Here is a 24,583-nt window from a genome sequence, read left to right on the forward strand (position 1 = left end):
AGGTGTGAGTCAACCTCACTTTTATCGATTAAACCTGATCAGTGCGGTTGTAGCAACGGGTGCTACTTAACTTGCATAACGTTAAAATAATACCATGAACTATTTAATCTTGTCAATGTTTAGTTGTTCATTTTCTTTGATATATTCAGTAATTAACTGTTCTGTGCCTGATCGTTTAATATGATAGTCTTTAACACCTTTTGTTTCAATAAAATACACGTCCGAACTCACATTTTCCAGGAAGTCATCCAAATTAATCCACTGGTCCCAAACCTGACGAAAACCTTTCGTTACTTCCACAATAACCGCCTGATCTTGATTGGCTAATAACTCACGTTCAAGAGTATAGACGATACTTACCTGTGACAGAGCTACTTCCTTGGAGCGAGAGCTAGTAAATGTCATATGGTGTATTGGCGTTTCTCGCTTTCGAGTTAACTCAAGCAAACCCACAGCCGTAAAGCCATACACTTCAGTACGAGTGGGATCAACTTTAAAGGCTTCAATTAATTGTTCGATAATCTTTGTTCGATGTTTTTTTTCTTTCATTCTTAAAAAATCAATGATAATGATACCAGAGATATTTCGTAATCTAATTTGCCTTGCAATCGTATCAGCTGCAATTCGATTAACTTTATAAGCGAAATGATGGCGATTGATTTTACCCAAAAAACCAGCTGAATTCACATCAATTACCGTTAAAGCCTCTGTTTGATTAATTTCAATTGTTACACCCTGGTCGCACTGCACAACAGGATTTAATATTTGTTGAATGGATTCATCAATAGGTAATGGTAAGTAATCAACAAGTTGCTGACGCCATTTTACTTTCGCTTTAAGCTCAGGATAGCGTTTTTTTATTTGATTAGCCGTTATTGCTTGATCACAAATGATTTGATTAATTTGTTGAAATGGGAAACGTCGAATAAAACGATCAGACACTGCACATTCTGCTCGCAACGTCTCCGGCACTGTCGAATCTTTTTCAATCGCCAGAACCTCTTGCCAACTTGTTCGTAACTGTTGAATTTGATTAATAAGTTCATCAATCGAATATTGTTTCGCTTGGGTTCTAATAATTAAACCTTCTTCGCCTTGACAAATATCCTTTAATTTTGCTTTTAAAGCTGTTCCCTCTTCATTTGATAATTTTTTCGAGACAGCTATATAATTCCCAAAAGGCAAGTAAACAAACACCTGATTGGCAAGGGCTATATTCATTGTTAATCGAGCCCCTTTATTTTGATAAGCATCTTTGATGACTTGTACGATAATGGCTTGCCCTTCATAGATAAAAGATTCGATTGATTTCTCACGGTCTTTTCGTGCTTCAGGTATTTGGTTCTTCTCCAAATAGGCAAGTTGGGGTTGACCAATGTCTACAAAGGCAGCTTGCAAACTTTGGTCAACAGTGATAACTTTACCAAGGAAAATTGAATCAACAAGCTGTGGTGCATCCGGTCGATCAACCGCAAGTTCAATAAACTGACCATCTTCTATAGCCATGCCTAACTTCTCTGTTGCTTTTGTCGATATCATTAAATCCAACATTATAAACCTCATTTCATTTCATGCTTAATTAGGTCATCTAGGTTCGCATGATATTGACCTTTCTTAAAATAAAAGACGAGACAATCTGTTTCACTCGTAACCATCTGCTGATCACGAATCAAAATTGGGTGAAAACGATTCAGATAAAATTGGGAGAAAACATCTTTTAATGTTGTTTGACTCTTAAATGTCAAAGGCATCATTTTATCAACACGCTTCTTTGGATTCATTCGAGTTAGTAAAAAGCGTTGGTAAACATATAACCGCCGCTTCCATTCTAATTGATTTTCCCAAATAAGAAAAGTAAACAAAACTAAGAAGTTAAGTAATGCCTGATCAAATTGAATCATAATAAAAAAGAGGGTAATTAAACAAGAACAAGAAATGATTATTGTTTGTTGATAAGCTTTTTTAAAAGGAGAAAAATAATTTAACCCTATATTTAATAATTTCCCGCCATCAAGCGGCCAAATCGGAATTAAATTAAAACTTAAAATTAATCCATTATAGCGAAGAGCAAAGCTGATTAATTCTGGTGTCAAGATTTGTGTTTTCTGAATAAAAAAAAGTAGAATAAAGATAAATAAATGTTGCAAAGGACCAGCTATCGTGACTAAAAATTGCTCTTTCATCGGTTTATTGAGATGTTCTTCAGTTTCCATCACACCGCCAAAAATCCACAAGGTCACTCGACGAATATCCCAGTTAAAATATTTTGCCACCAAGAAGTGTCCAAATTCGTGCCAGCTAACAATGAAAAAAATAATAGCGATCTCATAAAACATCCCGGTCATGATCGAAAGAATAAACACAAACCAAATGGATGGATGCAAATAGATGAAGTGACTCTTACTCCAAATCATTAACAGTAATGACCTCAACTGGATCAAGGAATTGATTTCCCTTTTGCAAAGAGAAATATAAATTTGATCCCTCATCTAATGATTGAGATGTCGTCCCAATTTGTTGGCTGGCTTGTACAAATTGATACGGTCTCACGTTAATTTCAGCTAAAAAGCCATATGTTGATTTTGTTCGATCAGGATGCTGGATAATAATAGTCTTTTCTGTTACCGGATCATTGCCAGCAAATAAAACTGTCCCTTGTTCAATTGCATAAACATCTGGTTGATCAACAGCTTCAATGATTACACCTTGTCCATTCATTTCAAATGATTCATTAATAACCCCGTTAACAGGTAATACTTGCTGATTGGTGACTGGAGTTGTTGACTGATCAATAAAAAAGCCGAATGGCAATCCAAATTGTTCTTGGTACCAGACGTTGACTGTAGCAAACGGAAAATCCTCACTCAATTGACTCAATAGCCACTGGCGTGTTTGACTTGATGTTGGCGTGAATTGAAGAATCATAATTGTCATTAAAAATAAAAATCCTGCAATAATCACTTGCTTAATAAAATAAGGTGTTTTTTGTTTCGGTATACTTTGTTTGGGATTAGCTAGTTTAGATGTTGTTTGTTTGATTGGTCTAGTCTTAGCCGGATACTTAATCGCATTTAACTTAATTGCTTTTCGCTTCGCCAATGATTTTCGAACTTCATTTAGATCTCGTTTCATCATCACTCACAACCTTCAGTACGCATTTGTACAAGTTTATTCATTCGTACAGGATTTATGAGTTGCTTTAGTGATAATCGTTAATTTTTTTACACAGTTAATCCCCTCACATGGACTATTCAACGTCGTTTCATTAGTCCTCTTTGGAATGTGAAATCAATAAGTCGTTGAAACAGTACCACAATAAAGCGAAACTTCAATCAGTGAGAATTTTTCGACGCACAAATCTTTTCGGTGGGACGAGTAATTGCAAATGTCTTCGGTGGGGCGAGTAATCACACAAAGGAAAGCTACGAAGCATTTGCATCGCAAGAATAAGTGTCTTACTTATTCTGAGCCCCAGTCCCAAATCTTTTCGGTAGGACGAGTAATCGCAGCAATGTTGTCAGGTTAGTGCAACAGCTAGTCAGTTTCATGATCATCTGTTATTAGCGGTCGATTAGAAATAAGAGTAAGTTCAACGATTTGCGGTTAAGTTTGGCAAAATACAGTCAAGTTATCGAAAATACAATCAACTTTCTTGAAATGCAATCAAGTTCAATGCTTTCTATACGTCTTTCACAATTTATTCTTAATTTCTTCGCACGAATCTTTATAGCTAACTGTAGTTTCGTTTTATGGAAGTAGAATGGATTATGATAAAGTAAGTTCTGTATTTAAAACGAACTTGAAATAGATGGACTATTAAACTGCTTTGCGATTAAAAAGTAGTGTTTGCAGACATTTGTGATTCTGATGAGAGAAATAGCGTCCATTTATTGATAAATTATTTCACCAATGTTACTTGATATAGAACAAAAACCGCAGAATGTAACTTATTCAGTTAATTTCTGCGGTGTAACTATTTTTTAGAAAATTAATTGCGCATACCAAAGAATTTTTTCATCTTAGTGAACATACCTTTTTCCTCTTCAAAAGACTGTAGCGGAACAGATTCACCTAAAATTCGGCGTGCAATATTACGATAAGAAATTGATGCTTTAGTATTTGGCTGGAAGGCAACAGGCTCCCCATGATTTGAGGCTTTAATCACCTCATCATCATCAGCAACAATACCTAATAAATCAATCGCCAAAACTTGAATGATTTCATCAACCGTCAGCATATCACCTGTTTTCATCATATGATTTCGAATCCGATTAACGATTAGCTTAGGCGCTTCGATCTCTTCTTGTTCCAATAAACCAATAATGCGATCAGCATCACGGACACTTGATTTTTCAGGTGTAGTGATGATGATAGCATGATCAGCTCCAGCAACAGCATTTCTATAACCTTGCTCAATGCCTGCTGGGCAATCGATAATAATATAGTCAAATTCTTTCTTTAGTTCAGCAATCATTTCTGTCATAGCTTCTGGTGTTAAATCATTTTTATCACTTGTCTGCGCTGCTGGTAATAGATATAAATAATCAAAACGCTTGTCCTTTATTAATGCTTGTTTAAGCTTACATTTGCCTAAAGAAACATCAATAATGTCAAAAATAATCCGATTTTCTAATCCCATGACAACATCAAGGTTACGAAGCCCGATATCAGTATCCATCAAGCATACCTTTTTATCCATTAATGCTAGTGCTGTTCCTAAATTTGCAGTGGTTGTTGTTTTTCCAACACCACCTTTTCCTGAAGTGATAACAATAGCTTCAGCCATTTATAACGCTCCTTTCAAACCCATTTAATTCTGGTCTTTTTTTAGCAACAACTTGCAGTCGATCGATGACAATTTTATTTGATTCATCAATATAGCCACATTCCATATAGACACCTTCAGTTTCATAATCAGGGGATCGACTATAAAGACTGGCAATTCGTAACTGAACGGGATTCATATAAGAAGCCATAATCACTGCAGCCGTATTACCTTGATAGCCAGCATGTGCAATCCCTCGTAAGTTCCCCATAATAAAAATATTCCCCGTAGCCTTTACTGTTCCTCCCGGATTCACATCTCCAATCAACAAAAGATCACCAGTCACTTCAATGACTTGACCAGACCGAATGGTTTTAGTCAAAACTTGAACATCACTTTCTTCTTTCCACTTGATTGCATCTTTTTTTAAGATAACATTGGATTCAATATCCTGAATGACCAATTTATTTTTTTGTCTGATCAATTGACGTAACTGTTCTTCTTGTTCACTATGTAAAAGGCGATTACCCAACTGAACATTTATTCTGACTAATGTTTGCTCAACATCGAGTTCATCGTATGAAAGTGCCTTATCCAGTTCATTAATTAAATTGTCAAAAGAACATGAATCATCTAGATAAAGCGTTAGTCCATCACGTGTTCCTTTAATTGTGATGTATTGGTTTTTTCCAATCAAGAGCGCACCTCCTATTTTCAAAATCCGCATCAAAAAATCGTTAACTTGTCGATTGCTTTTGATCAAAGCGCTCATTAGACCATTTAATTAGCTTCTTTTTAAAAAGCAAATAAAGAATGAAGAAAAGAATCATATTGACAGATAGTGTTGGAATAAGTCGATAATATAAATACGATGTTAACTCCATTCGGGTTACACCAACGAATTGATAAATGAAGTAAAGTAGAAAATCAACAAATCCAACACTGACAAATGTTAACACAGTGGCAACGTAGAAGTTTGCATGCAACAATCTTCTCATACCGTGGACAAAATAAATCATGATCGCATAACTAAACATATAGACTCCGATAATGTCTGTATAAACAATATCAATGATTAACCCTGATAAAATCGCAAATATCAAAACATAGTAGGTATTTTCTAAATCATAAAATAACTTTAGCAATACTAAAAATAGAAAAACAGAATGAATGACAACAATCCAACCTGCCTCTGATATGCTAGTTGGAACAAGCTGTACTGCCACGCCCTGTAAAACAATCAATAATGTTAGAATAAGAGGAAGATATACTCGTGACATCAGTCTTCTTCCTCACTTTCATCGATATCAGTACTTGTTGTCATGTCCCGATCAACAACAATAACGTGTCGCAAATCATTCATATTAGCTGAAGGTTGAACATAAGCAACTTGCGTTAAACCATATTGATCAGTTGTCACTTCTTCAATGGTGCCGATCTCTAAACCGCGTGGAAAAACACCACCCAGTCCAGATGAGAAAACATGTTCACCTTCAAGTACTTCCTCGTAATATTCAGTAAACTCTAATAGCAATTGATCCCGTTCCTCACTATATCCTAGGATAAAACCTCGTGCATCTTCATCACTCTCAGTTAAATCTACATTAACTGCAATTCGATTAGATCGATCAAAACCATTTAATAAAAGAACGGTAGAAGTAAATTGAGAGGCTGATTGGATTTTTCCAATCATTCCTTCAGCAGTAATAACTGCCATATCCTTCTCGACACCATCTTGCTTTCCTTTATCAATGGTAACTTGCTTGAACCATTGCTCAGGACTTCTGGCAATCACAGTTGCTTGAATCGGCGTATAATCACTAATACTTTCTGTTTTATCAAGCATGTTCATCAATTCTTCATTTTCTTTACGAAGCTCTTGTACTTCATACAATGTTTGTTGATATTGTGCTAAATTTTCTTTTAAAACCTGGTTCTCATCATACATATTTTTCATGCTATCTATATTCGACACGATATCTGTCACGTAATTAACAGGGGTTAAAACAATCTGTTGTACCCAACCAACAGCATCTTGAAAAAACTCTTCAATTGTAGATCGTTGATCACGATCTGTTAATGAAAATCCAATTAAACCGACTAAAACGATTAGCGCTAAAAGAATCGTAAACAGCCGTTTTCTTCGAAAAAAAGACATCGCTAATCCTCCAATTAATCCAAACTAGAACGTGACGAAATATTAGGGTATGACTTAAAGTGATCAAGATAATCAAGTGCTTTTCCTGTTCCAATTGCTACATTATCAAGTGGTTGATCAGCAATAAAAACAGGCATGTGCGTCTCATCCGAAATAACCTCATCTAAGCCATGAAGTAAAGCACCACCACCAGATAAAACAATCCCACGCTCCATCACATCAGCCGCAAGCTCTGGTGGTGTTTTTTCCAACGTATCTTTTATGGATTCAACAATTGAAGATACCGTATCAGTTAATGCATGGGTAATCTCTTCTGATGTTATTGTGATTGTTTTTGGTAAGCCCGTTAATAAATCACGACCTCTAACATCTATTTCTGAATGATCAACTTGAGCATTAGCTGAGCCAATATCGATCTTAATTGACTCGGCTGTTCTTTCTCCAATCATTAAACTATAATTTTTTCGAATATATTGAATGATAGCTTCATCCATATCGTCACCGGCCGTTCGAATCGACACACTGGTCACTATACCGCCTAAAGAAATAACTGCAACCTCCGTTGTTCCACCGCCAATATCAACAATTAAACTGCCAGTCGGCTCCCAGACAGGTAATCCGGCACCAATAGCTGTTGCAAAAGGTTCTGCAATCGGAAAAGCCTCCTTAGCCCCTGCTTGTTTGGTTGCATCTATAACAGCACGTTCTTCTACCATTGTAATTCCTGATGGCACACAAACCATTATATTTGGTTTACGAGCAAATGACGAACGGCTCCTTTGAGCCAATCGAATATAATATTTCATCATGACTGCTGTGGTATCATAATCAGCAATCACACCACCCTGCATCGGACGAATAACTGAAATATTTCCAGGTGTTCGTCCAATCATATTACGGGCATTACTCCCCACTGCTTCAATCTCTCCAGTAGAATTGTTCTTTGCCACAACTGTGGGTTCTCTAACAATAATTCCTTTACCATTTAAATAGACCAGGGTATTTGCGGTCCCCAAATCAATTCCTAAATCTTGTCCAAAACTAAATTTTGCCATGTTGATCGCCCTCTCTAACATCAAGCAAATTAAACTTGTTAGTCTTTCTATCCTTTGATTGTAAACCATTCTCAACATATATTCAAAAGTATCTCTCATACATTATATTAAAAATATATGACAAGCTAATTTTCACTATCCATATTAGTTTAACACAATGAGAAGCACCCCACGCAAGAAATAATCTTAGCGTAAGGCGCTACTTTAAATTACTTGCTTATATAATTATACGAGAATTAGCGTAAAATAGATAGTATTTATACATATCCTTTTTCCTTAAGTGAGACAAATTTATGATCACCGATAACTAAGTGATCAAGGAGCTCTATTCCTATCAATTTACCACAGTCAGCCAATCTTTTTGTTACATGAATATCTTCTTGAGATGGTGTTGGATCGTAGGGTGGGCTATCATGATGCAGATATTCAACTAGCCTCCCTCAGAACCGTACGTACACTTTTTCAATGTATACGGCTCGCCAGTTGACTTGTTTTGCGTGACCAGATCGGATCATGTCTTTTTTAGGTAAAGGGTACCGATTGAGTTGATACTTCTTTAATTGTTTAGCGGCCTGCCCCATTGTACAATCAAATTTACGAGCAATTGTTTTTAATAGACTTAAATGAGCAAAATAAAATAATTTTTTTAAAGATCTATAGTTATCAGCATCGACAAAATAATTAGCGATTTGAAAAAGCTCTCGCTGATATATGGAATGGATCTGTTCAATAGGTTGGTGTATTAACGCCCCTCTTATCTTTGGTATTTGATTGTGAAAATCACCATATTGAAACATATGAGCACATTTAATCAACATATGTTGAGGTACTTCAATACAGATTTTCTTCAGCTGCCAATCACGTTTGATTGTATAGCCTTGTAAGCACAGAGGGCGGGAGAAATGGGCGAAGTAACATTCATATTCTTTGCCAACCGAGGAAGACAATGTCTGGTAAAGCGCAATGACTTGCTGTTTAGTTGAAGCTAATCCTAAATAAAGCATATCTTGATGAATAAAAATCTTTAAATCATCATTTTTCTCTATACATTTGATAACATGTAAAACATGACATGTAAAATAAACATCTCTTGCTATTTCTTGATAACGAGTACTATCTTGTTGTTCAAGCTGATCTAGCACCCGAGACAAAACCTGCTTAAAACATTCACCATCAATATACTTTTTTAATTGGTTAAATAATTGATACTGAGCCGTTGAGCTTTTTTTAATCGTTATTATCCAATTCACATCAGACCACTTTCTTTTTAAAAAAGAAACAGAAGCAGAGAGGGTTTGTTTCTTATAATTATCCATATTTTCATCGATAAAAAGTTTTTTTACAAAAAGCAAACATGCCTCGATTAATTTTTTTGATTGTAGCCCTGTTAATTGGGATAAATCCATTGATTGCCTGAATATTTGCTTAAATTGCTGATAATCACTTTCATCCTGTCTACCAATACCCATTTGTTGATCAAAAACCTTAGCCCAAAATTCTCCTTGATAAAAAAGCTTATCGCAGTCCTTAATCTGACGATTTGCCTTGATCCGATCACGCATAACTACTAATTGATTAAAAGGTTTATTTGTCACATTCATGACACCTCAATCTATTTTCTATTCGTCAACCTGTCCCCCTTTCCCATGCTAAACAAATTACTGCAAACGTTGAGTCATATGGGGACTCCGTTACCTTATCGTACACTATACGACTTAGGTAATCCCTATCTTACAGCTAATAGAAGATTCGCAATGGTTAGGCACCCCGTTTGACTGTTTCCTTTTTTTAAGGATTGTTGAATAAGCCTTATTATAAAAGCTACCTGACGTGTAACCTTTATCTTACTCAGCACATTTTGTAGTATGTGACTCACCCCAAAACATTAGTCTAGAGTTCAAGCAGTTTAGCTTTTACCATACATTACTTGACCTTTTCACATCATGCGATTGTCCTTCGATTGCGTTTCCGCTAGAAGTCAGATGCTGGTCATAGAACAAGATAAGGAGTTCTAGATCAATTATCGATCACTTCTATTAACCACAGTATAGGCGCACGCCAGAAGATAGCAATAGGTAAGACTTTGAAGTTATCGCCATCTTTTCCCCTGCTCCATACCGTGCATGCAACTTTCATCGCACACGGCATTCCATCGTTTGCCTCTTATTTCATTTACTTGAATCTTACACATCTCATTCAAATCCCTATTTTAATTCATTATTTGTGATCTTTACTTTTAGCATGAAGGTTATCGAAACTTTCAGTCATACCCATAGTACTTGGCATTGTGTAATTGTGTAATCTTATATTTTCCATTCTAGGGATTTTCTTAAGATTTTCATTCAAGGTCTATCACACTTCAATCTTGACTCATGACCTTTTTAGTCATACTAGACTCCTTGAGATAAGTAAACTGAAATAGTTTAGACGAAACGACTTGAGGCTATTGTTCCATTTCCATTACAGAAACTTCATTACTCCTGCCTCTACTCTCACTATCATAAAAGGAAGTTATATATGCATTCTTTTCCTCCCTAACATTTCATCAAGTGTGTACTCTCTATGTTGATAGCTTTCCACGTTCCCTTAACCTTATCAATACTTAACTTAGGTGCTAGCTCTTGCCTGACGTCCTCTCTATCGCCTGTAACGATACATGGGGTTTTCAAAATCACCACAAGTACTCGCCCACGGAACGCACTTGAATTTCTATCAAGTCTATTATTTCTATATAGTCACACTTACAGACAGTTCGTTCGCTAGTTCGTCAGTGTTTCACCACATTCTCACCCTATTAAGCTTTAACGACTCCCGGCCTATCAGTTGCACCAACTACCTCTAGTTAACTTTCGGTTATCAATTATATTGACACTACGGCAACATTCAGCCGACTTCACCGAGCTTCACACACTATTCTTATACACATTCGAATAACGCATGTCGGAGTATCAGAGTAGGCATTTCAAGGCGTTACTCTATCATTTTACCTATCAGGTTAAGAGTTCATCACTCTCTTACTTGTCAAATTGACGTTCGGACAACATGCATAACTTTTTCAGTTATGAACGTGTCGCACGGTGATTGTGCACACAAATAATTGAAGCAGCTGAGCGTTTGACAGCCTCGCGAAACACCTCGCGAGGGTGAACGATGCTAGAATTTAGGCTACCAATAAAAAGCGTTTGCCGATGAATGATCTGATTCTTTGTGTTCAGGAAGAGGCAAATGAAATTCTCTTGTTTCTGTAAACGCAAGTCTTCCATCACGAAATCTGCGCCGTCCTGTGGAGAACGAATCACATATCGCTCTGGCATCTTAAAACGATTGATCCGATTACCTAGCTCAATAGCTGCTAATATACCCACTGCCTTTACCATCCCAATCCCTTTGATTGTAACCAGCTCTTCTAAAGTTGCTTCACGTAACAATTCAACACCTTCAAAATGGGAATAGATTCTACTAGCTAGCTCTTGTACACTCTCCTTTCTCGTTCCACTCCCTATTAAAATAGCGATTAATTCTTGATTTGATAAATGCGAAGCACCAAATTCAACTAGTCGTTCTCTGGGACGATCCTGCTTCGGGATATCCTTCATTTTTACATGAAGTTTAGGCATGATGAACCTCCTTTCTTACTTGATTAATTCCTATTGTAAACACATATTTCAAATCAACAAGTTCGTCATTTTTCAAAAAAGATACTTAATATTAGTTGAATAAATTAATAAAACAGTTAAATTGCTAAATGTATCGATTAGCAACTAACTGTTTATTAATTTATCCTAATTTAGCTCGAGTTTGATCTACTAACTGTCACTGAGAAAATCATCTTATTAATTAAAGGTTTAATTTGTTAGGTGGTGATAATGGTTCCACAGATCAAGTAAATAAAAAGGAAGTTGTTCGTCGTTCAATTGTCGTAATGTAGATTCAACGTCTTGATAAAATTGTTGGGTGTGATCTGATAAATCGGTTTGATCAATATTCAACCAATTGTTCCAGGCTTGTTCAACTTCATCTGTGTAACCAGAAAATGATTGTTGCCATAAGTCTTGAAATTCATTTAACCATTCTTCTTCACCAGCTAAATTTGCCGCCCCCTCATTTGATTGCCATTCACGTGCATAAACCTCTAAACCACTTTCAGCTAACTGTTCACCCGCTTGTTTCGCTTCTCCCTCCGATTGATAAGCTGCCAAAAAGACCCGATAGTCTGTCTCGGTTTCCCAAACGATTGAAGGATGACCTTGTGTAACAAGCGTTTCACGAGTTAATTCAGCTTGTTCCAGTGACTCAAAAACTCCAGCTTGAATCACATAGCCAGATAAAGCGTTTAATTCAATCTTTTGATTATCTTCTGTTGCTGCTGCGTCTGATGATGAATCTTCCGCAGTCGTATTTTTGTTGGGTTGTTCTGTGACAGGTACATCCTCATCATGAGAGAAAATAAATAATAGTAGCAAGCCAAAACTTGTCCCAATTAGAACGGCAGACAAAGCTGTTAAAACAATCCGGATCCAGCTTCGCTTTTTATCTCGATCATGTTTAGAAGAGTTTTCACCATATTTGTAAGGTTCCAATTCTGTCAAACTTGCCGCACTTTCCTGAAACGTATCACTCTGAACAGATGGCCCCTTATCATCTGACAGTTTATAAGTTACTTGGTATTTTGATTCCAATTTCTTCACTCCTATCTGTTCTGTTCATTTAACCCTATCATGAAAAAGATAAAAAAAAAGACGACCCTTGTCAGATCGTTTATAAAACCATTCTTGCTATTTTGAGTATTGTCTACAGGGTTTAACAGATTTCTCATATGTTCTTAAGCATCATAGTCTGAAAAACTTATTTTTTGGAAAAAAACAGCTTTACATTAAGTCTTTAAAGCAAAAATGCTATCAGTCCTAAGTTATTCTTAATAAAATCGATTGTTATCTTATTCTTTCCTGCTTATTGAAGTATTCCTACCCATTGCAGTACTCCCATTGTTTACTAAACTTGAACTCACACACTTGATGGAACCTTTTTGTAAGTAACTTAAATAAAAAAAAGAGGTACAGAATCTCTGCACCTCTTATATCTTAATTTTTTTATAGGCAATAAGTAGCTTTATACTTATCGTTGATATAAATGACCGTTTAGATCAACGAATCCTAATCTATATGCTTTTTCTATATAACTCATTGTTTTTGACTCCATGTCATGATTATTATGGTTTTTTATTTGATGTTTACTATGGTCCTTTACCCATTGGTCTACCTCTCTTGACAAAGATTCGTTAACAGTTTCCTCTCGTTCAAGAACTTCTTGGAAATCTTTAAAGCTAACCTTATTGTTACTATAACCTGTATTATTCCCCATTCGCTCTTTTACATTGGCAACAACGGTTAATCTAGTATATGCTTGAAAAGAGCTTAGCTGATCTGAACTAAAATTTTTAATCATTTATATCAATTCCCTCCAAATTATTACTGATATGTTAAATAAGTAAGAGCGATTTTTGGGTTTTCATAGTTTGTCTTCCAGTCGAGATTAAGATTTCGAGTTACTGAAAGTGTTACATTGATTGGTCTATGAATATCTCTTGTAAAAAGGCTTACTATCCAACAGCTTCATTTTCAAAGTAATCTAATGATATAAGCTTTATAATAAAACGAAACTTCAATCAGTGAGAGTTAGACCTACAGGATGTAGGTCATGCAGATATTTCCGATGGGACGAGTAACTGCAACCCCAGATGTTGCCACAAATGTTTTCGGTGGGACGAGTAATCGCGGTCCCAGGATGTGCCGATTTTAATCTGCGTTCCCTTTTCCCCCACTGATTGGATCTGGTGTTTTTGTCAGTCAGCCAGTTACACTGCGATAAATAGCCAATACCACTTCACTTCCACTAACAGTATATCCAATACCCACAAATTCCAGCTCAGGATAAAACCGTTGATAGCCATCACCATCTGAGGTAATTATGACAACATTTTTTGATAAATCTCTTTTACATCTAAATATAAGGCTAGCATAGAATAGTTGGTATTTACAGTTAAATAATTCGACAATTTTTGAACATTTAATATTTATCGATATTTAAGATTTCAACACGCACTTGGTATAATGTGTGAGTGCGCCCCTTTCCATGGATATATTATTTAACATTCCCTTCAAATTCCGGTAATACTCCATGAAAAACTATACTTTTTGTTACAAAGGTGTTTACACTGCAAGACTAAAACTATTTCAGCACCAGCTGAAACAAGACCTTTCTAAAACTAAAAAATGAGATGCTACAAATTACAATATTCCTACCACTCACTTTTTTATCAGGAGTGTAACATATACCCCCTGTTTTCACAGACTATTCTTGATTTTTTGCCATTGTTTTAATAAAAGGTATTGACATTATAATAATTAATACAAATACACCATACAACGTAACATTTAAATCAAATATTTCTTTTAAAACAGTTAAAATAATAAATAATACAATTGGTATCATATAAATCATAATTTTTTTCAAAATATAAATGACTCCTTTGATTTTTATTATGCATACCAATAGACTAATGAAGCCTAACTCAATCATTAATCTATTTTTCATAGTGAATCTACTTTTGTCTTAAATATAAATTAACTAGCACACTTTTAGTTGTAAAGATCGATTAGATAATGGTAGATGTCATTAGGATCACTTAATACAGTTAAAAACACATGTTCTTCAGTATCACTTGTTTGTCTAGCAATTATATAATCTTCGCCTATATGGTATCTGTGAAAATTTCCGCTTTTAAAATACAGATACATTTCATATTCATTTTCTTCATCTCTAGAGAATCTTCCACCCTCATAAACACGAACATTGCTATTTAACAGAGAGTATATGTCATCTTCATCATCAATAATAAATTCTCTATCATCTTCCACGTTTACTATTTGTCCATTTTCAATCCATTCAGTTTTTTGAATGGTTATTTGTTTAATTTCTTCATAACTCTCTGTCCCTGTTCGTTCTATAATAAATTCAGAAAAATCCTTTGGCAAAGAGAAGGAAATATTATAATAAACGATAATAATTAGGATTATAATTATTGAAAAAATTATTATTTTAGTCCTCTTGCCCCTTTCAAATATTTTCATTGAATAAACCACCAATCTTATTAGTTTTTTTGGAATTATTTATAAATAATGATATTATTTCTTGCTTTATATAGCAAATACCTATCTAGCCTCCATCACTTAATTGAACACGTAAAATTCTATATTCATGTGAAGGACTCCTTTAAGCATCTTCTACAAATTTATTTGGCGGATTAAAATTAGCTTTATTTAGCATTTGATGCTAGTATAGTTTCATGGACACATCTTAGTTAAGTTATTACAATTAATTTTAGGAGGATGTGTCCAATGAAACATAAAAATAACGGAAAACGATACAGTGACGACTTTCGTAAAATGGTTGTTGAGTTATATAATTCGGGTCAATCAGTTAAAAGTTTAAGCAGCGAATATGGCGTTTCTGAAGTAACTATTTATGCATGGATTAAAAAGTTCAATCCAATTGAGTTAGAAGATGGAACCTCTGTAACGCCAGATGATTATGCAAAATTACAGAAACAAATACTTAAATTACAACAAGAAAATGATATCTTAAAAAAGGCTATGGCCATATTCGCAAAAAAGTAAATGATGCTGAAATAACTGATTTTATTCATGACCAAAAAGAAAACTATCCTGTGCAAACAATGTGTGAAGTACTTGAAATTCCAAGGAGTACGTACTATCAGTCATTAGATAAAACGATTTCTAATCGTGATAGAGAAAATAAAGAATTAACTAAAAAGATTATTGAAATCCATAAAGAGAGCAAACACCGTTATGGTGCACCTAAAATCCATCAACAATTAATAAAGGTAGGTTACAAAGCCAGCCTAAAGCGAGTTCAACGTTTGATGAAAAAAGCTGATATTAGGTCAATCGTTGTTAAAAAGTTTCGTCCTACTCCAAGTAAGGAAACTATTGTTGAGCGAGAAAACATTCTTGAAAGAGACTTCAGGGCAGAAACGATTAATGAAAAATGGGTTGGTGATATCACTTATATCCATACACTTCGTGATGGTTGGTGTTACCTTGCATCAGTTATGGATCTTCACACTAAAAAGATTGTAGGTTATTCCTTTTCTCGTACGATGACGACTGATTTAATTATAAAAGCACTAGAAAATGCTTATCACGCACAAAAACCTGATGAAGGACTCATATTCCATTCAGATTTAGGTACACAATATACAAGCGATGAATTCGCTAAAGTGATAAAAAATTTCAAAATGACACATTCTTTTAGCTATAAGGGAAGTCCTCATGATAATGCTTGTATTGAGTCTTTTCACGCTATTTTAAAAAAAGAAGAAGTAAATCATGTTCAATACTTTGATCATAAATCTGCCGAATTAGCTTTATTCCAATACATTGAAGGTTGGTACAACCGCAAAAGAATTCACGGTAGTATTGATTATAAAACACCACAAGAGATGGAAGATTTATATACTTGTGCTGGATAACTAACGCTAACTAAATTCACTGTACCGGCTTTACGTGGAGAGGCGGGCATGATAGCCTTTCGTGGCAAGCCAGGAATGTTTTAAACGAGCTGGCTCCATGGCTTAGAAATCGTGCCCGCAGAGGCTCCGTGTCAAGCCCTGACAGTTTAATATAAATCATGTTCAAAGAACAATTAAAAACTTAACTTATTCGTGTCCAAAAGATTGACGTAGATCCAATTTCTCCATTTTTCCTAAGTCTTATTTTTAAAGGATTTAAGCTTTCTTTGAATCTCTCACGACTGAAGTCACGAATATTCTCGACTATTTGATAAAATCTTTAATTTGCTCACTCAAAGCTCGATTTTCGAATTTCAAATTATTAATTTTTTTATATGAATTTTCTATATATTATCAAAGCATGAAAATCAGCTGTTATTGCTACAAGTTTAGAAAGTTTGATAACCTATTCCCTTGGAATCAAAAAAACAACCTGATCAGGTCGTTTTTTAATTATTATTACTGTTCAATTTAATTGCGTTAATCAAAAATAAAGGACTTGCAACTTGATAAAACGAAACTTCAATGAATGACAATCTCTCAAATATATTTAACCAATCAATTTAATCGATTGTTCTCACTATAAAAGGCTCGAAAAGTGACAGAAGCTGATATGCCAGCTGTCGCTGTTTCCTGAAAAGTTAATTGATCAATTTCAACCACCCGTATGAGATCATTTAATTCTGAAATAAATAGTTCAAAGTCGGCAAAGATTTCAGTGCTAAAATGAATTTGATAACGAATATTCGCTATATCATTTGGATAATAAGGTTGGTCGGTTGCTAATGAACCGTTTATCAATTCAACATGATGAATTGTAACATCCGATTGTTCTTCTAAATCATTAAGGAGTAACATGATTTGGTCAACATTTTTATCCGTCGGTAACTGCGAATGAATATTCTCTGCTTCTGTTTCTAAAGCATCCTTGGATAAACCTTCTAGGTGTGGTGAAGTCAATAACGTTTGTTGCTGTGCCAATGTCTCTTCTGATTTTTCAATTAACTGTCTTTCAGGCTCAAGCAAATAAAGCTGACCATAATACCAAATAGCGATTAAAAACAGAACCACAATAATGGATAATAGTGTGTAAGTTCGATTCCATTTAATCATCACTCGTCACCTCGCTAATTTGTTCACGATCAATATCTGCTTGAAGATTAATGACATAGTGCTGCTCAACCTGATCAATCAACTCAACCTCTATTAATTCAACCGAGGTAATAAACGGTAGGTTAAGAATGGCTCGATCTAATTTAGCGACACCCTCCAAGTCATCGAGTTGAACACTTAATTGAAGTCCCTCATCAAGCGAAAAGTCGTAGTTGTGAATATATAATGCTTCTGATTCAGGTAATAAATCTCGAATGGTTTCGTATAAAAACACCGTAGGATATTGCTGGTCTTTTAGCATTTCAAGTTCATTAGATAATTGGTTTACTTGTTTAGAAAAATATTGAATTTGCTCAAGTTCAGAAACTAGCGGTTGTTGTTCATCGATTTGTCTGAGGTTTTCCTGATATTGATTTGTTAAATGTTGGGACATGAATAACAAATAAGCACCGATCAGAACCATACCCATTAAGAAAGTACAAGCTAAAATTAGCAGACTATAATTCTTCTTCCGTTTCTCAAAGAAATTAATTTCTATCATGATAATAACCTCTCAATCTCAGAGCACTGCTGGTTATAGATCAAAATGCTCACCCCTTAATCCCAAACCATAAAGCGATGTATATTCAGGTGGTAAATCGTTTGGTAAGTCAATTTTTTTAACTGGTAAATCAAATCTGTCCTTTAATTGTTGCTCAAGAACTGCTTGCTTTGGAAAATCACCAGTCAATAAAATCTGATCAATTTGTCCTTTATCATTCATAATTGAATATTGATAAAAATCCATCAACCGCTCAATGGGGAGCAGCTGTTCCTCGATAAACTCTGCTAACGTTGGTGTTGACGAATGCCAAATCAATTCTTTTCCATCTTCACTTTTTTTCCAATCTTGTGGGGCAGAAGAAAAATCAATTTGTCGATTAAATTTTGGAATATGCTGATGAAAAACAGTTAATACCAACTCATACTTATTCCACTGAACCATTAAAAGATGCTCATCCTGATTAGGCAAATCCGCTTTTAAGTAAGCGCGATAGACCGTTAAATACGAAATATCAGCAATATCCGGCTGTAAAGCTAATTGTTCAAATAACTGATGAAATGGCTTTAATCGTTCAGAAGGATAAGCAAACAATAAAATGTTATTTTGTTCTTCTCCCTCTTCAAGTAAATAAAAATCGATAATTGGATCCTTAATGGGTAACCGAATGCTTCCTTCCAAATGAAGTTTGATATAAGAAATTGCTTCTTCTCTACTCAATTGCTTTGGAATCGATTCTTGTCTTATCGTTACAAAATTAGCTGGCACGATAAAGGATAGTTTTCGTCTTTTCCAATTCTTCTGTTTAATTAAATTTGTAAGTATTGAAGTCAATAATTCTAAATTAACTAACCGACCATCTTCAATAATTAATGAATCTAGGATTAATTCGCCATAATCTGATACTTGATTCACTTTACTATTAGACCAAGTGAGGTAGCGAATCGTTCGATCTGTAAATAAAATAAACACACGATCCTTTTTAAACAATTGCATAACATTCATCCTTTAGCTCAGTTAGATTTCTCTCTAAAAAAATAACGTCAAGTACCCATTCACGATCTGTTCACCGAAAAATAATACCGTTAGTGCCGCTAGACTAATATAGGGGCCAAAGGGGACTTTTGATTTTCGTGAAACTTTCTTTAGCATTAATAAAAGTAAATTAACGAATGCCCCATATAAAGTTGATAGGAAAAAGACCAGAAATATGTAAGGATAGCCAAAAACAATGCCTAATAAAGCAAAGTATTTCATATCGCCAGCACCCATTCCACCCTTGCTAGCAATAATAATTAAAAAAAGTAAGCCAAAGCCAATGGTTGCTCCTAAAAGAGAGGACCACCATGGAGTGAGTGGCACAACTATTCGCCCAATACTGAATAGGGGTAAGAAAAACAATAAAATTTTATTTGGTATAAGATAATATGTTTGATCAGTGACAATAATAATGACAGCTAAAGAAGCAACAAGTAAAGCAAGAATAAGCTCAATTGTCAGACCAAAGCGCCAATAACTGAGAGCAAATGATAAACCCGTCAGCGCTTCCATTAACGGATATATCTTTCGAATGGACTGTCCACATCCTCGACATTTTCCCCTCTGAAAAAGATAAGAAAAAATCGGAATCAATTCATACCAATTGAGCTGCTTTTGACAGCTTGGGCAATATGAACGATCGGATTTGAAAAATTGTTGTTTGGGTATGCGTAAACCGACCACATTATAAAAAGATCCAAAAATAGTTCCAAGGACAAAGAATAAACTATAGAAAATGATTTCCATAACAAACTCCTCATATAGTGAGAGACCCCTCACGGGGAGGAGCCTCAGTATAGACTTAACTTTAAATAATAATCTTATGAACCTGGATTAAACGCTAAATTACCATCATCATCTCTACTCACACTTCCTGATGGTAGATCGCCACCTTGGCGTTCGTCTAAATAGCCTTGTTCAAGAAGTGTATCCACATCAACAGGTAAACTATCTTCATGTTGTACCTCATAAAGCCTTGCTGCATCAATAATCATTGTAATTTCTGCCTCATCAGCATCATCTTCAGCCTTGTTAATAATACTTCCAATCGCCGGAATGGCAATCGCAACAATAATACCTAAGATAACAATCACTGCAAGGAGCTCGACTAAAGTAAAACCTTTTTCCCCTTTAAGCATTTTCTTGATTCTATTCATCATTTCCTCTTCCTCCTTAATATATTTATTAGTATTAAAGTTCCATCACTTTTGGTTCATTAAATATTAATAAAAAAAGACTCACAACATAAATAAACCATTATGATGCCAGCCGGTTGCACTACTAACTCGAACCCATCAAAGTGCCCACGTCAGATGAGTTTTCATCGTTTCTGAATTTTCTAATACTATTATACTATAAATACAAAAATTGTCTATCATTTTTGAAAATAATCTAATTTTTCCTTTAATTTTCATTATATACTTTCAAACAAAGAAAACATTGGAATAACAATTGCTAAGACAATTGCTCCTACAACAAATGATAGAAAAACAATCATCACTGGCTCGATTAATGCTTTTAATTTATCTGAGGCTTCTTCTAACTCCTGTTCATAAAAGGTAGCTACTTTCATCAGCATTTCATCTAACGAACCTGTTGCTTCACCAACTGCAATCATCTGGGTAATTAATTTTGGGAAAACCCAGTGTGTTTTCATTGGGGTAGCTAATGACTCCCCTTCTTCCAATGCCGTTTTACTATCGTTAAGTACCTTTTTGACCACACGGTTACTGATCACACGCTTTGTTATGTCAGTTGCTTGAATAATCGGAACAGAGCTATTTAATAACGAGCTTAAGGTTTGTGTCATTCTTGCTAGCACAGCCTTTTGAATAAAAGTACCGAAAATAGGTATTTTCAACTTCAATCGATCAAACAAGTAAGCAAAATGCTCTTTTTTGTTTAATGTTCTGACTAGCAAAACAATTAAAATTAATCCGCCAAGAATGCCCCACCAAAATTTTTGGAAAAAACCACTAATATTTAAAATAAGTTGAGTATAGGCTGGAATCTCTTGATCAAATGATAAAAACATATCTGTAAAAATAGGAACAATAAAAGTCAGTAAAAACATGGTGATCAGTAAAGCTAACACACCAATCACACTTGGATAGGTCAATGCTGTCTCGATTTTTTTCTTTAATTGATATTGTTTTTCGTAATAATTAGCCATTCTTTCCATGATTTCATCAAGTCGCCCACTTACCTCTCCGGCATTAATCATACTGACTAATAATTCCGGAAAAAACTTCGGATGATGTGCTAAAGCTTCTGATAATGCAATTCCTTCTTGTAAATCTTCCTTAATTTCCATTAATGCATGACTAAGCCGCTTACTATTGGATTGTTCAGCTAAAATATCCATTGAATCAACTAAGGAAATTCCGGCATCAATTAAGGTTGAGAATTGTCGTAAAAAAATGACGAAATCTTTATTTTTGATTGGACTTCCGATGTCTATTTCTCCATACAATACAGGATTGAGTTTTTTAATTTGATAAACAAATAAGTCCAATTGGTCCAACTCGGACAAGGCATCTTTTTCACTATGACTTTGCAGTTTCCCTTTTGTTGATTTCCCATCAGAAGTTCTGGCTTGATAAGCATATAAAGGCATAAATTTATCACCTCTTCTCAGCTAGATTGTGTTCGTTAAATAAGGTTCAGCATGTTTTTGACTAATTAATCCCTCTTTTACCTTTTGACGAATATCCATTTCCATCGTATGCATTCCCTGCTCTCTTGATGTTTGGAGGGCATTAAGGATTTGATGCATCTTCTCATTTCGAATTAAGTTTTTTATTGCAGAATTATTAATTAAAATTTCAGTACTTGCTATCCGCCCCCTTTGATCTGCTCTTGGGAATAATCGCTGTGAAATGATCGCTTCAAGTACATTCGCCAGTAAAATTCGAATTTGATCCTTTTGATGGGCAGGGAAAACATCGATAATCCGATCCATTGTCGATGATGTATCCTGAGTATGGAGAGTCCCTAAAACTAAATGCCCTGTTTCAGCAGCCGTTATCGCTGTTGAAATCGTATCTAAATCACGCATTTCACCGACCAAAATAACGTCGGGATCTTGTCTTAAACAAGCACGCAATCCCATTTGAAAGGAAGTTGTATCAAAGCCAACCTCTCTTTGGTCAATAATCGATTGATTATGTTTATGTAAATATTCAATCGGGTCTTCTAGCGTAATGATATGTCGATTCATATGCCGATTCATATAGTCAATCATCGCTGCAAGTGTTGTACTTTTACCACTACCCGTTGGTCCTGTCACGAGTACTAAGCCGTGTGGTTTTTTCGTAATATTTTTAAGAACCTCTGGTAAATCTAACTCATCCAACTGAGGAATCGTTCTCGGGATAACACGAAAAGCTAGTGAAATATTATTTCGTTGATAAAAAATATTTACCCTGAAACGAGAAACACCGGCAATTCCATGGGATAAATCAATTTCCCGTTCTTTCTCTAAACGTTCCCACAAACCATCTGTTAAAATCGAACGTGCAAGTTCTTGCGTATCCTCAGGTCTAATAACCTCTTCTTTATATGGGACCAATCTCCCGTCCATTCTAAAAATCGGAACCGAACCGACAGTAAGATGGATATCTGATGCATTTTTATCAAAGGCTGCTGTCAGTATATTTGTCAATCGATCCATCAGATTTACCTCCTATTTTTCAATGGCCACACGCATAACTTCTTCTAATGTCGTTAAACCCTGTTTAACTTTTTCTAAACCATCATCAAGTAAAAAGCGCATACCATGCTCTTCAACATAATGCTTAATTTCATTCATACTTGCTTGCTGGAGCATCATCTTTTTAATGTCGTCATCAATAATTAAAAGTTCATGAATCGCCATTCGTTCACGGTAACCCGTGCCACGGCAACTATCACACCCTGTACCCTCAGATACTTCTTCAATTTCTATTCCTCGTTTTTGAAAAATCTCCTGTTCTAATGGGGTCACTGGACGTGTTGTTCGACAATCCTTACAAATCTTTTTAATTAGACGCTGAGCCATCACACCTGTTAAAGAAGAAACAACAAGATAAGGCTCAATACCCATATCAAATAGACGTGGAATGGCATCAACGGCACTGTTGGTATGCAATGTACTAAAGACTAAGTGACCTGTTAATGAGGAACGAATCGCAATCTCTGCCGTTTCCTTATCACGAATCTCACCAACCATAATGATATTTGGGTCTTGCCGTAGAATTGAACGTAAACCCGTTGCAAAAGTTAAACCAACTCTTGCATTCACTTGCACCTGATTAACCCCTTCAAGCTGATACTCTACTGGATCTTCAACTGTAACTATATTGACATCCTCTTGATTTAATTCATTAATCGATCCATATAACGTTGTTGTTTTCCCTGAACCTGTCGGACCTGTTAAAAGAACAAGACCTGATGGACGCTTAATCACCTCTAAATATCGTTCTAATGTTTGCTTATTCAAATCTAACTCGGTTAGTTTTTTGAAAATATTAGTCAAATCAAGAATTCGAATCACGACTTTTTCACCAAAAACAGTCGGTAGTGTTGATACACGTAAATCGATCGGCTTAGCGTCAATCATCATTCGGATTCGACCATCTTGAGGCATTCGTGTTTCCGTTATGTTTAAATTAGCTAATATTTTTACCCGAGCAATTAGCGCATTCTGAATCCGTTTCGGTAAAGTTCGATCATTTCGCAGCATGCCATCGACTCGATAGCGGACAGATACCTTGCCTTCACTCGGATCCAAATGAACATCACTCGCTCTCAAAGTGACCCCTGTTTGAAGAATTTGATCTAAAATTCGAATCGCTGGTGCATCATCATGTTCACCCAATTCATCGAATGCTTCCATATCGTAATATTTATTGATCGCTTGTAAAATATCTTCTTTCGTTGCCATCACCGGCTTAACTTCAAAACCAGTCATCAGCTCTAGGTCATCAAGTGCAAAATAATCAAGTGGATCATTCATCGCAACCGTTAAAACATGCTCCTGTCTTTCAATCGGTAATAAGATATTTTCTCTTGCCACTTCCTTTGGAATCAACTCGATTAACTGTTGATCAATTGGAAACCGATAGAGCGAGACACTTGTGATATTTAACTGAATCTCTAACACTTCGATTAGTTGTTTCTCAGTTATATAACCTTGCTCGACTAATGCATCACCCAATTTTTGGCGATCCTTTTTCTGTTCAAGCACATGAAGAATCTCTTCTTCAGTAATAATCCCCGCTTCTTTTAATATATCACCCAGTTTTCGCTTATTTCGAATAGCCATCGTTTGCCTCCTATTTTA

23 protein-coding genes, 1 pseudogene, 1 riboswitch and 1 other annotated feature (1 of these 26 cut by a window edge) are annotated in these 24,583 nt (G+C 35.3%); of the genes and pseudogenes, 1 reads left to right on the forward strand and 23 read right to left on the reverse strand.

Translation table 11 applies throughout. The features are described from left to right. Positions 1-59, reverse strand: a sequence feature (ribosomal protein L21 leader region) (it extends 24 nt beyond the left edge of the window). A gap of 40 nt (positions 60-99) precedes the next feature. From ACS127_RS15825 to ACS127_RS15895, 15 genes and pseudogenes are all read right to left on the reverse strand, one after another. Beyond that, a complete protein-coding gene (locus ACS127_RS15825; protein ID WP_440895986.1) occupies positions 100-1,551 on the reverse strand; it encodes a ribonuclease E/G in 1,452 nt (483 codons plus the stop codon). A gap of 8 nt (positions 1,552-1,559) precedes the next feature. Continuing rightward, entirely contained in the window at positions 1,560-2,414 is an 855-nt protein-coding gene (locus tag ACS127_RS15830) for a site-2 protease family protein (protein ID WP_440895987.1), read from the reverse strand. Further along, positions 2,401-3,132, reverse strand: coding sequence for a peptidoglycan DD-metalloendopeptidase family protein (locus ACS127_RS15835; protein WP_440895988.1), 732 nt, complete (start codon positions 3,130-3,132; stop codon positions 2,401-2,403). The genes ACS127_RS15830 and ACS127_RS15835 overlap by 14 nt, the downstream gene beginning before the upstream one ends. 856 nt (positions 3,133-3,988) lie before the next feature. Beyond that, positions 3,989-4,786 (reverse strand): septum site-determining protein MinD, encoded by a 798-nt coding sequence (gene minD, locus ACS127_RS15840; RefSeq protein WP_440895989.1) that lies wholly within the window; start codon positions 4,784-4,786, stop codon positions 3,989-3,991. After that, positions 4,779-5,462, reverse strand: coding sequence for a septum site-determining protein MinC (gene minC / locus ACS127_RS15845; RefSeq protein WP_440895990.1), 684 nt, complete (start codon positions 5,460-5,462; stop codon positions 4,779-4,781). Before minC ends, minD begins: the two co-directional genes overlap by 8 nt. A 40-nt stretch (positions 5,463-5,502) precedes the next feature. Then, positions 5,503-6,045 carry a rod shape-determining protein MreD gene (gene mreD / locus ACS127_RS15850; RefSeq protein ID WP_440895991.1) on the reverse strand — a complete coding sequence of 181 codons (543 nt, stop codon included), beginning with the start codon at positions 6,043-6,045 and terminating at the stop codon, positions 5,503-5,505. Then, the gene (gene mreC / locus ACS127_RS15855) at positions 6,045-6,923 is read right to left on the reverse strand and encodes a rod shape-determining protein MreC (RefSeq protein ID WP_440895992.1); all 879 of its coding nucleotides are present in this window, start codon (positions 6,921-6,923) and stop codon (positions 6,045-6,047) included. The genes mreD and mreC overlap by 1 nt, the downstream gene beginning before the upstream one ends. Before the next feature lie 14 nt (positions 6,924-6,937). Further along, positions 6,938-7,978: a rod shape-determining protein gene (locus ACS127_RS15860; protein ID WP_440895993.1), complete on the reverse strand. Its 1,041-nt coding sequence runs from the start codon at positions 7,976-7,978 to the stop codon at positions 6,938-6,940. A 257-nt stretch (positions 7,979-8,235) separates the two neighbouring features. Then, positions 8,236-8,394: pseudogene (locus ACS127_RS15865) on the reverse strand (JAB domain-containing protein); the annotation flags it as partial. Positions 8,395-8,418: 24 nt separating this feature from the next. Continuing rightward, positions 8,419-9,573 carry a group II intron reverse transcriptase/maturase gene (locus ACS127_RS15870; protein ID WP_440895994.1) on the reverse strand — a complete coding sequence of 385 codons (1,155 nt, stop codon included), beginning with the start codon at positions 9,571-9,573 and terminating at the stop codon, positions 8,419-8,421. 1,464 nt (positions 9,574-11,037) lie between these two features. Then, positions 11,038-11,595, reverse strand: a complete 558-nt coding sequence (gene radC, locus ACS127_RS15875; protein WP_440895995.1) for a RadC family protein — start codon at positions 11,593-11,595, stop codon at positions 11,038-11,040. A 228-nt stretch (positions 11,596-11,823) separates the two neighbouring features. Next, positions 11,824-12,657, reverse strand: a complete 834-nt coding sequence (locus ACS127_RS15880) for an SPOR domain-containing protein (protein WP_440895996.1) — start codon at positions 12,655-12,657, stop codon at positions 11,824-11,826. Positions 12,658-13,093: 436 nt separating this feature from the next. After that, positions 13,094-13,423, reverse strand: coding sequence for a hypothetical protein (locus ACS127_RS15885; protein ID WP_440895997.1), 330 nt, complete (start codon positions 13,421-13,423; stop codon positions 13,094-13,096). 906 nt (positions 13,424-14,329) lie between these two features. Beyond that, positions 14,330-14,491 carry a hypothetical protein gene (locus ACS127_RS15890; protein ID WP_440895998.1) on the reverse strand — a complete coding sequence of 54 codons (162 nt, stop codon included), beginning with the start codon at positions 14,489-14,491 and terminating at the stop codon, positions 14,330-14,332. A 125-nt stretch (positions 14,492-14,616) separates the two neighbouring features. Then, the gene (locus tag ACS127_RS15895; RefSeq protein WP_440895999.1) at positions 14,617-15,108 is read right to left on the reverse strand and encodes a hypothetical protein; all 492 of its coding nucleotides are present in this window, start codon (positions 15,106-15,108) and stop codon (positions 14,617-14,619) included. A gap of 267 nt (positions 15,109-15,375) precedes the next feature. On the opposite strand from ACS127_RS15895, the gene ACS127_RS15900 reads away from it, so the two are divergent. Continuing rightward, a protein-coding gene (locus ACS127_RS15900; protein WP_440894755.1) for an IS3 family transposase occupies positions 15,376-16,529 on the forward strand; the annotation gives its coding sequence in 2 pieces (ribosomal slippage) (positions 15,376-15,628 and positions 15,628-16,529; 1,155 coding nt in all). 597 nt (positions 16,530-17,126) lie between these two features. Here the strand turns inward: ACS127_RS15900 and ACS127_RS15905 are convergent. The 8 genes from ACS127_RS15905 to ACS127_RS15940 form a co-directional block, all read right to left on the reverse strand. Next, positions 17,127-17,681 (reverse strand): hypothetical protein, encoded by a 555-nt coding sequence (locus ACS127_RS15905; protein ID WP_440896000.1) that lies wholly within the window; start codon positions 17,679-17,681, stop codon positions 17,127-17,129. Next, positions 17,674-18,222 carry a PilN domain-containing protein gene (locus ACS127_RS15910; RefSeq protein ID WP_440896001.1) on the reverse strand — a complete coding sequence of 183 codons (549 nt, stop codon included), beginning with the start codon at positions 18,220-18,222 and terminating at the stop codon, positions 17,674-17,676. The genes ACS127_RS15905 and ACS127_RS15910 overlap by 8 nt, the downstream gene beginning before the upstream one ends. 33 nt (positions 18,223-18,255) lie before the next feature. Beyond that, positions 18,256-19,218, reverse strand: a complete 963-nt coding sequence (gene pilM, locus ACS127_RS15915) for a type IV pilus biogenesis protein PilM (protein WP_440896002.1) — start codon at positions 19,216-19,218, stop codon at positions 18,256-18,258. Between the two features lie 33 nt (positions 19,219-19,251). Then, entirely contained in the window at positions 19,252-20,007 is a 756-nt protein-coding gene (locus tag ACS127_RS15920) for a prepilin peptidase (protein WP_440896003.1), read from the reverse strand. A 74-nt stretch (positions 20,008-20,081) separates the two neighbouring features. Next, a complete protein-coding gene (locus tag ACS127_RS15925) occupies positions 20,082-20,420 on the reverse strand; it encodes a competence type IV pilus major pilin ComGC (protein WP_440896004.1) in 339 nt (112 codons plus the stop codon). A 98-nt stretch (positions 20,421-20,518) separates the two neighbouring features. Further along, positions 20,519-20,601, reverse strand: a riboswitch (cyclic di-GMP riboswitch). 73 nt (positions 20,602-20,674) lie between these two features. Next, a complete protein-coding gene (locus ACS127_RS15930; protein ID WP_440896005.1) occupies positions 20,675-21,877 on the reverse strand; it encodes a type II secretion system F family protein in 1,203 nt (400 codons plus the stop codon). 21 nt (positions 21,878-21,898) lie between these two features. After that, complete coding sequence (locus ACS127_RS15935) at positions 21,899-22,936, reverse strand: type IV pilus twitching motility protein PilT (protein WP_440898160.1); 1,038 nt, start codon at positions 22,934-22,936, stop codon at positions 21,899-21,901. Positions 22,937-22,945: 9 nt separating this feature from the next. Beyond that, positions 22,946-24,565, reverse strand: a complete 1,620-nt coding sequence (locus ACS127_RS15940; protein WP_440896006.1) for a GspE/PulE family protein — start codon at positions 24,563-24,565, stop codon at positions 22,946-22,948. Positions 24,566-24,583: the final 18 nt, after the last annotated feature.

It is taken from the genome of Amphibacillus sp. Q70, from assembly GCF_052055485.1.
GTDB lineage: Bacteria > Bacillota > Bacilli > Bacillales > Amphibacillaceae > Amphibacillus.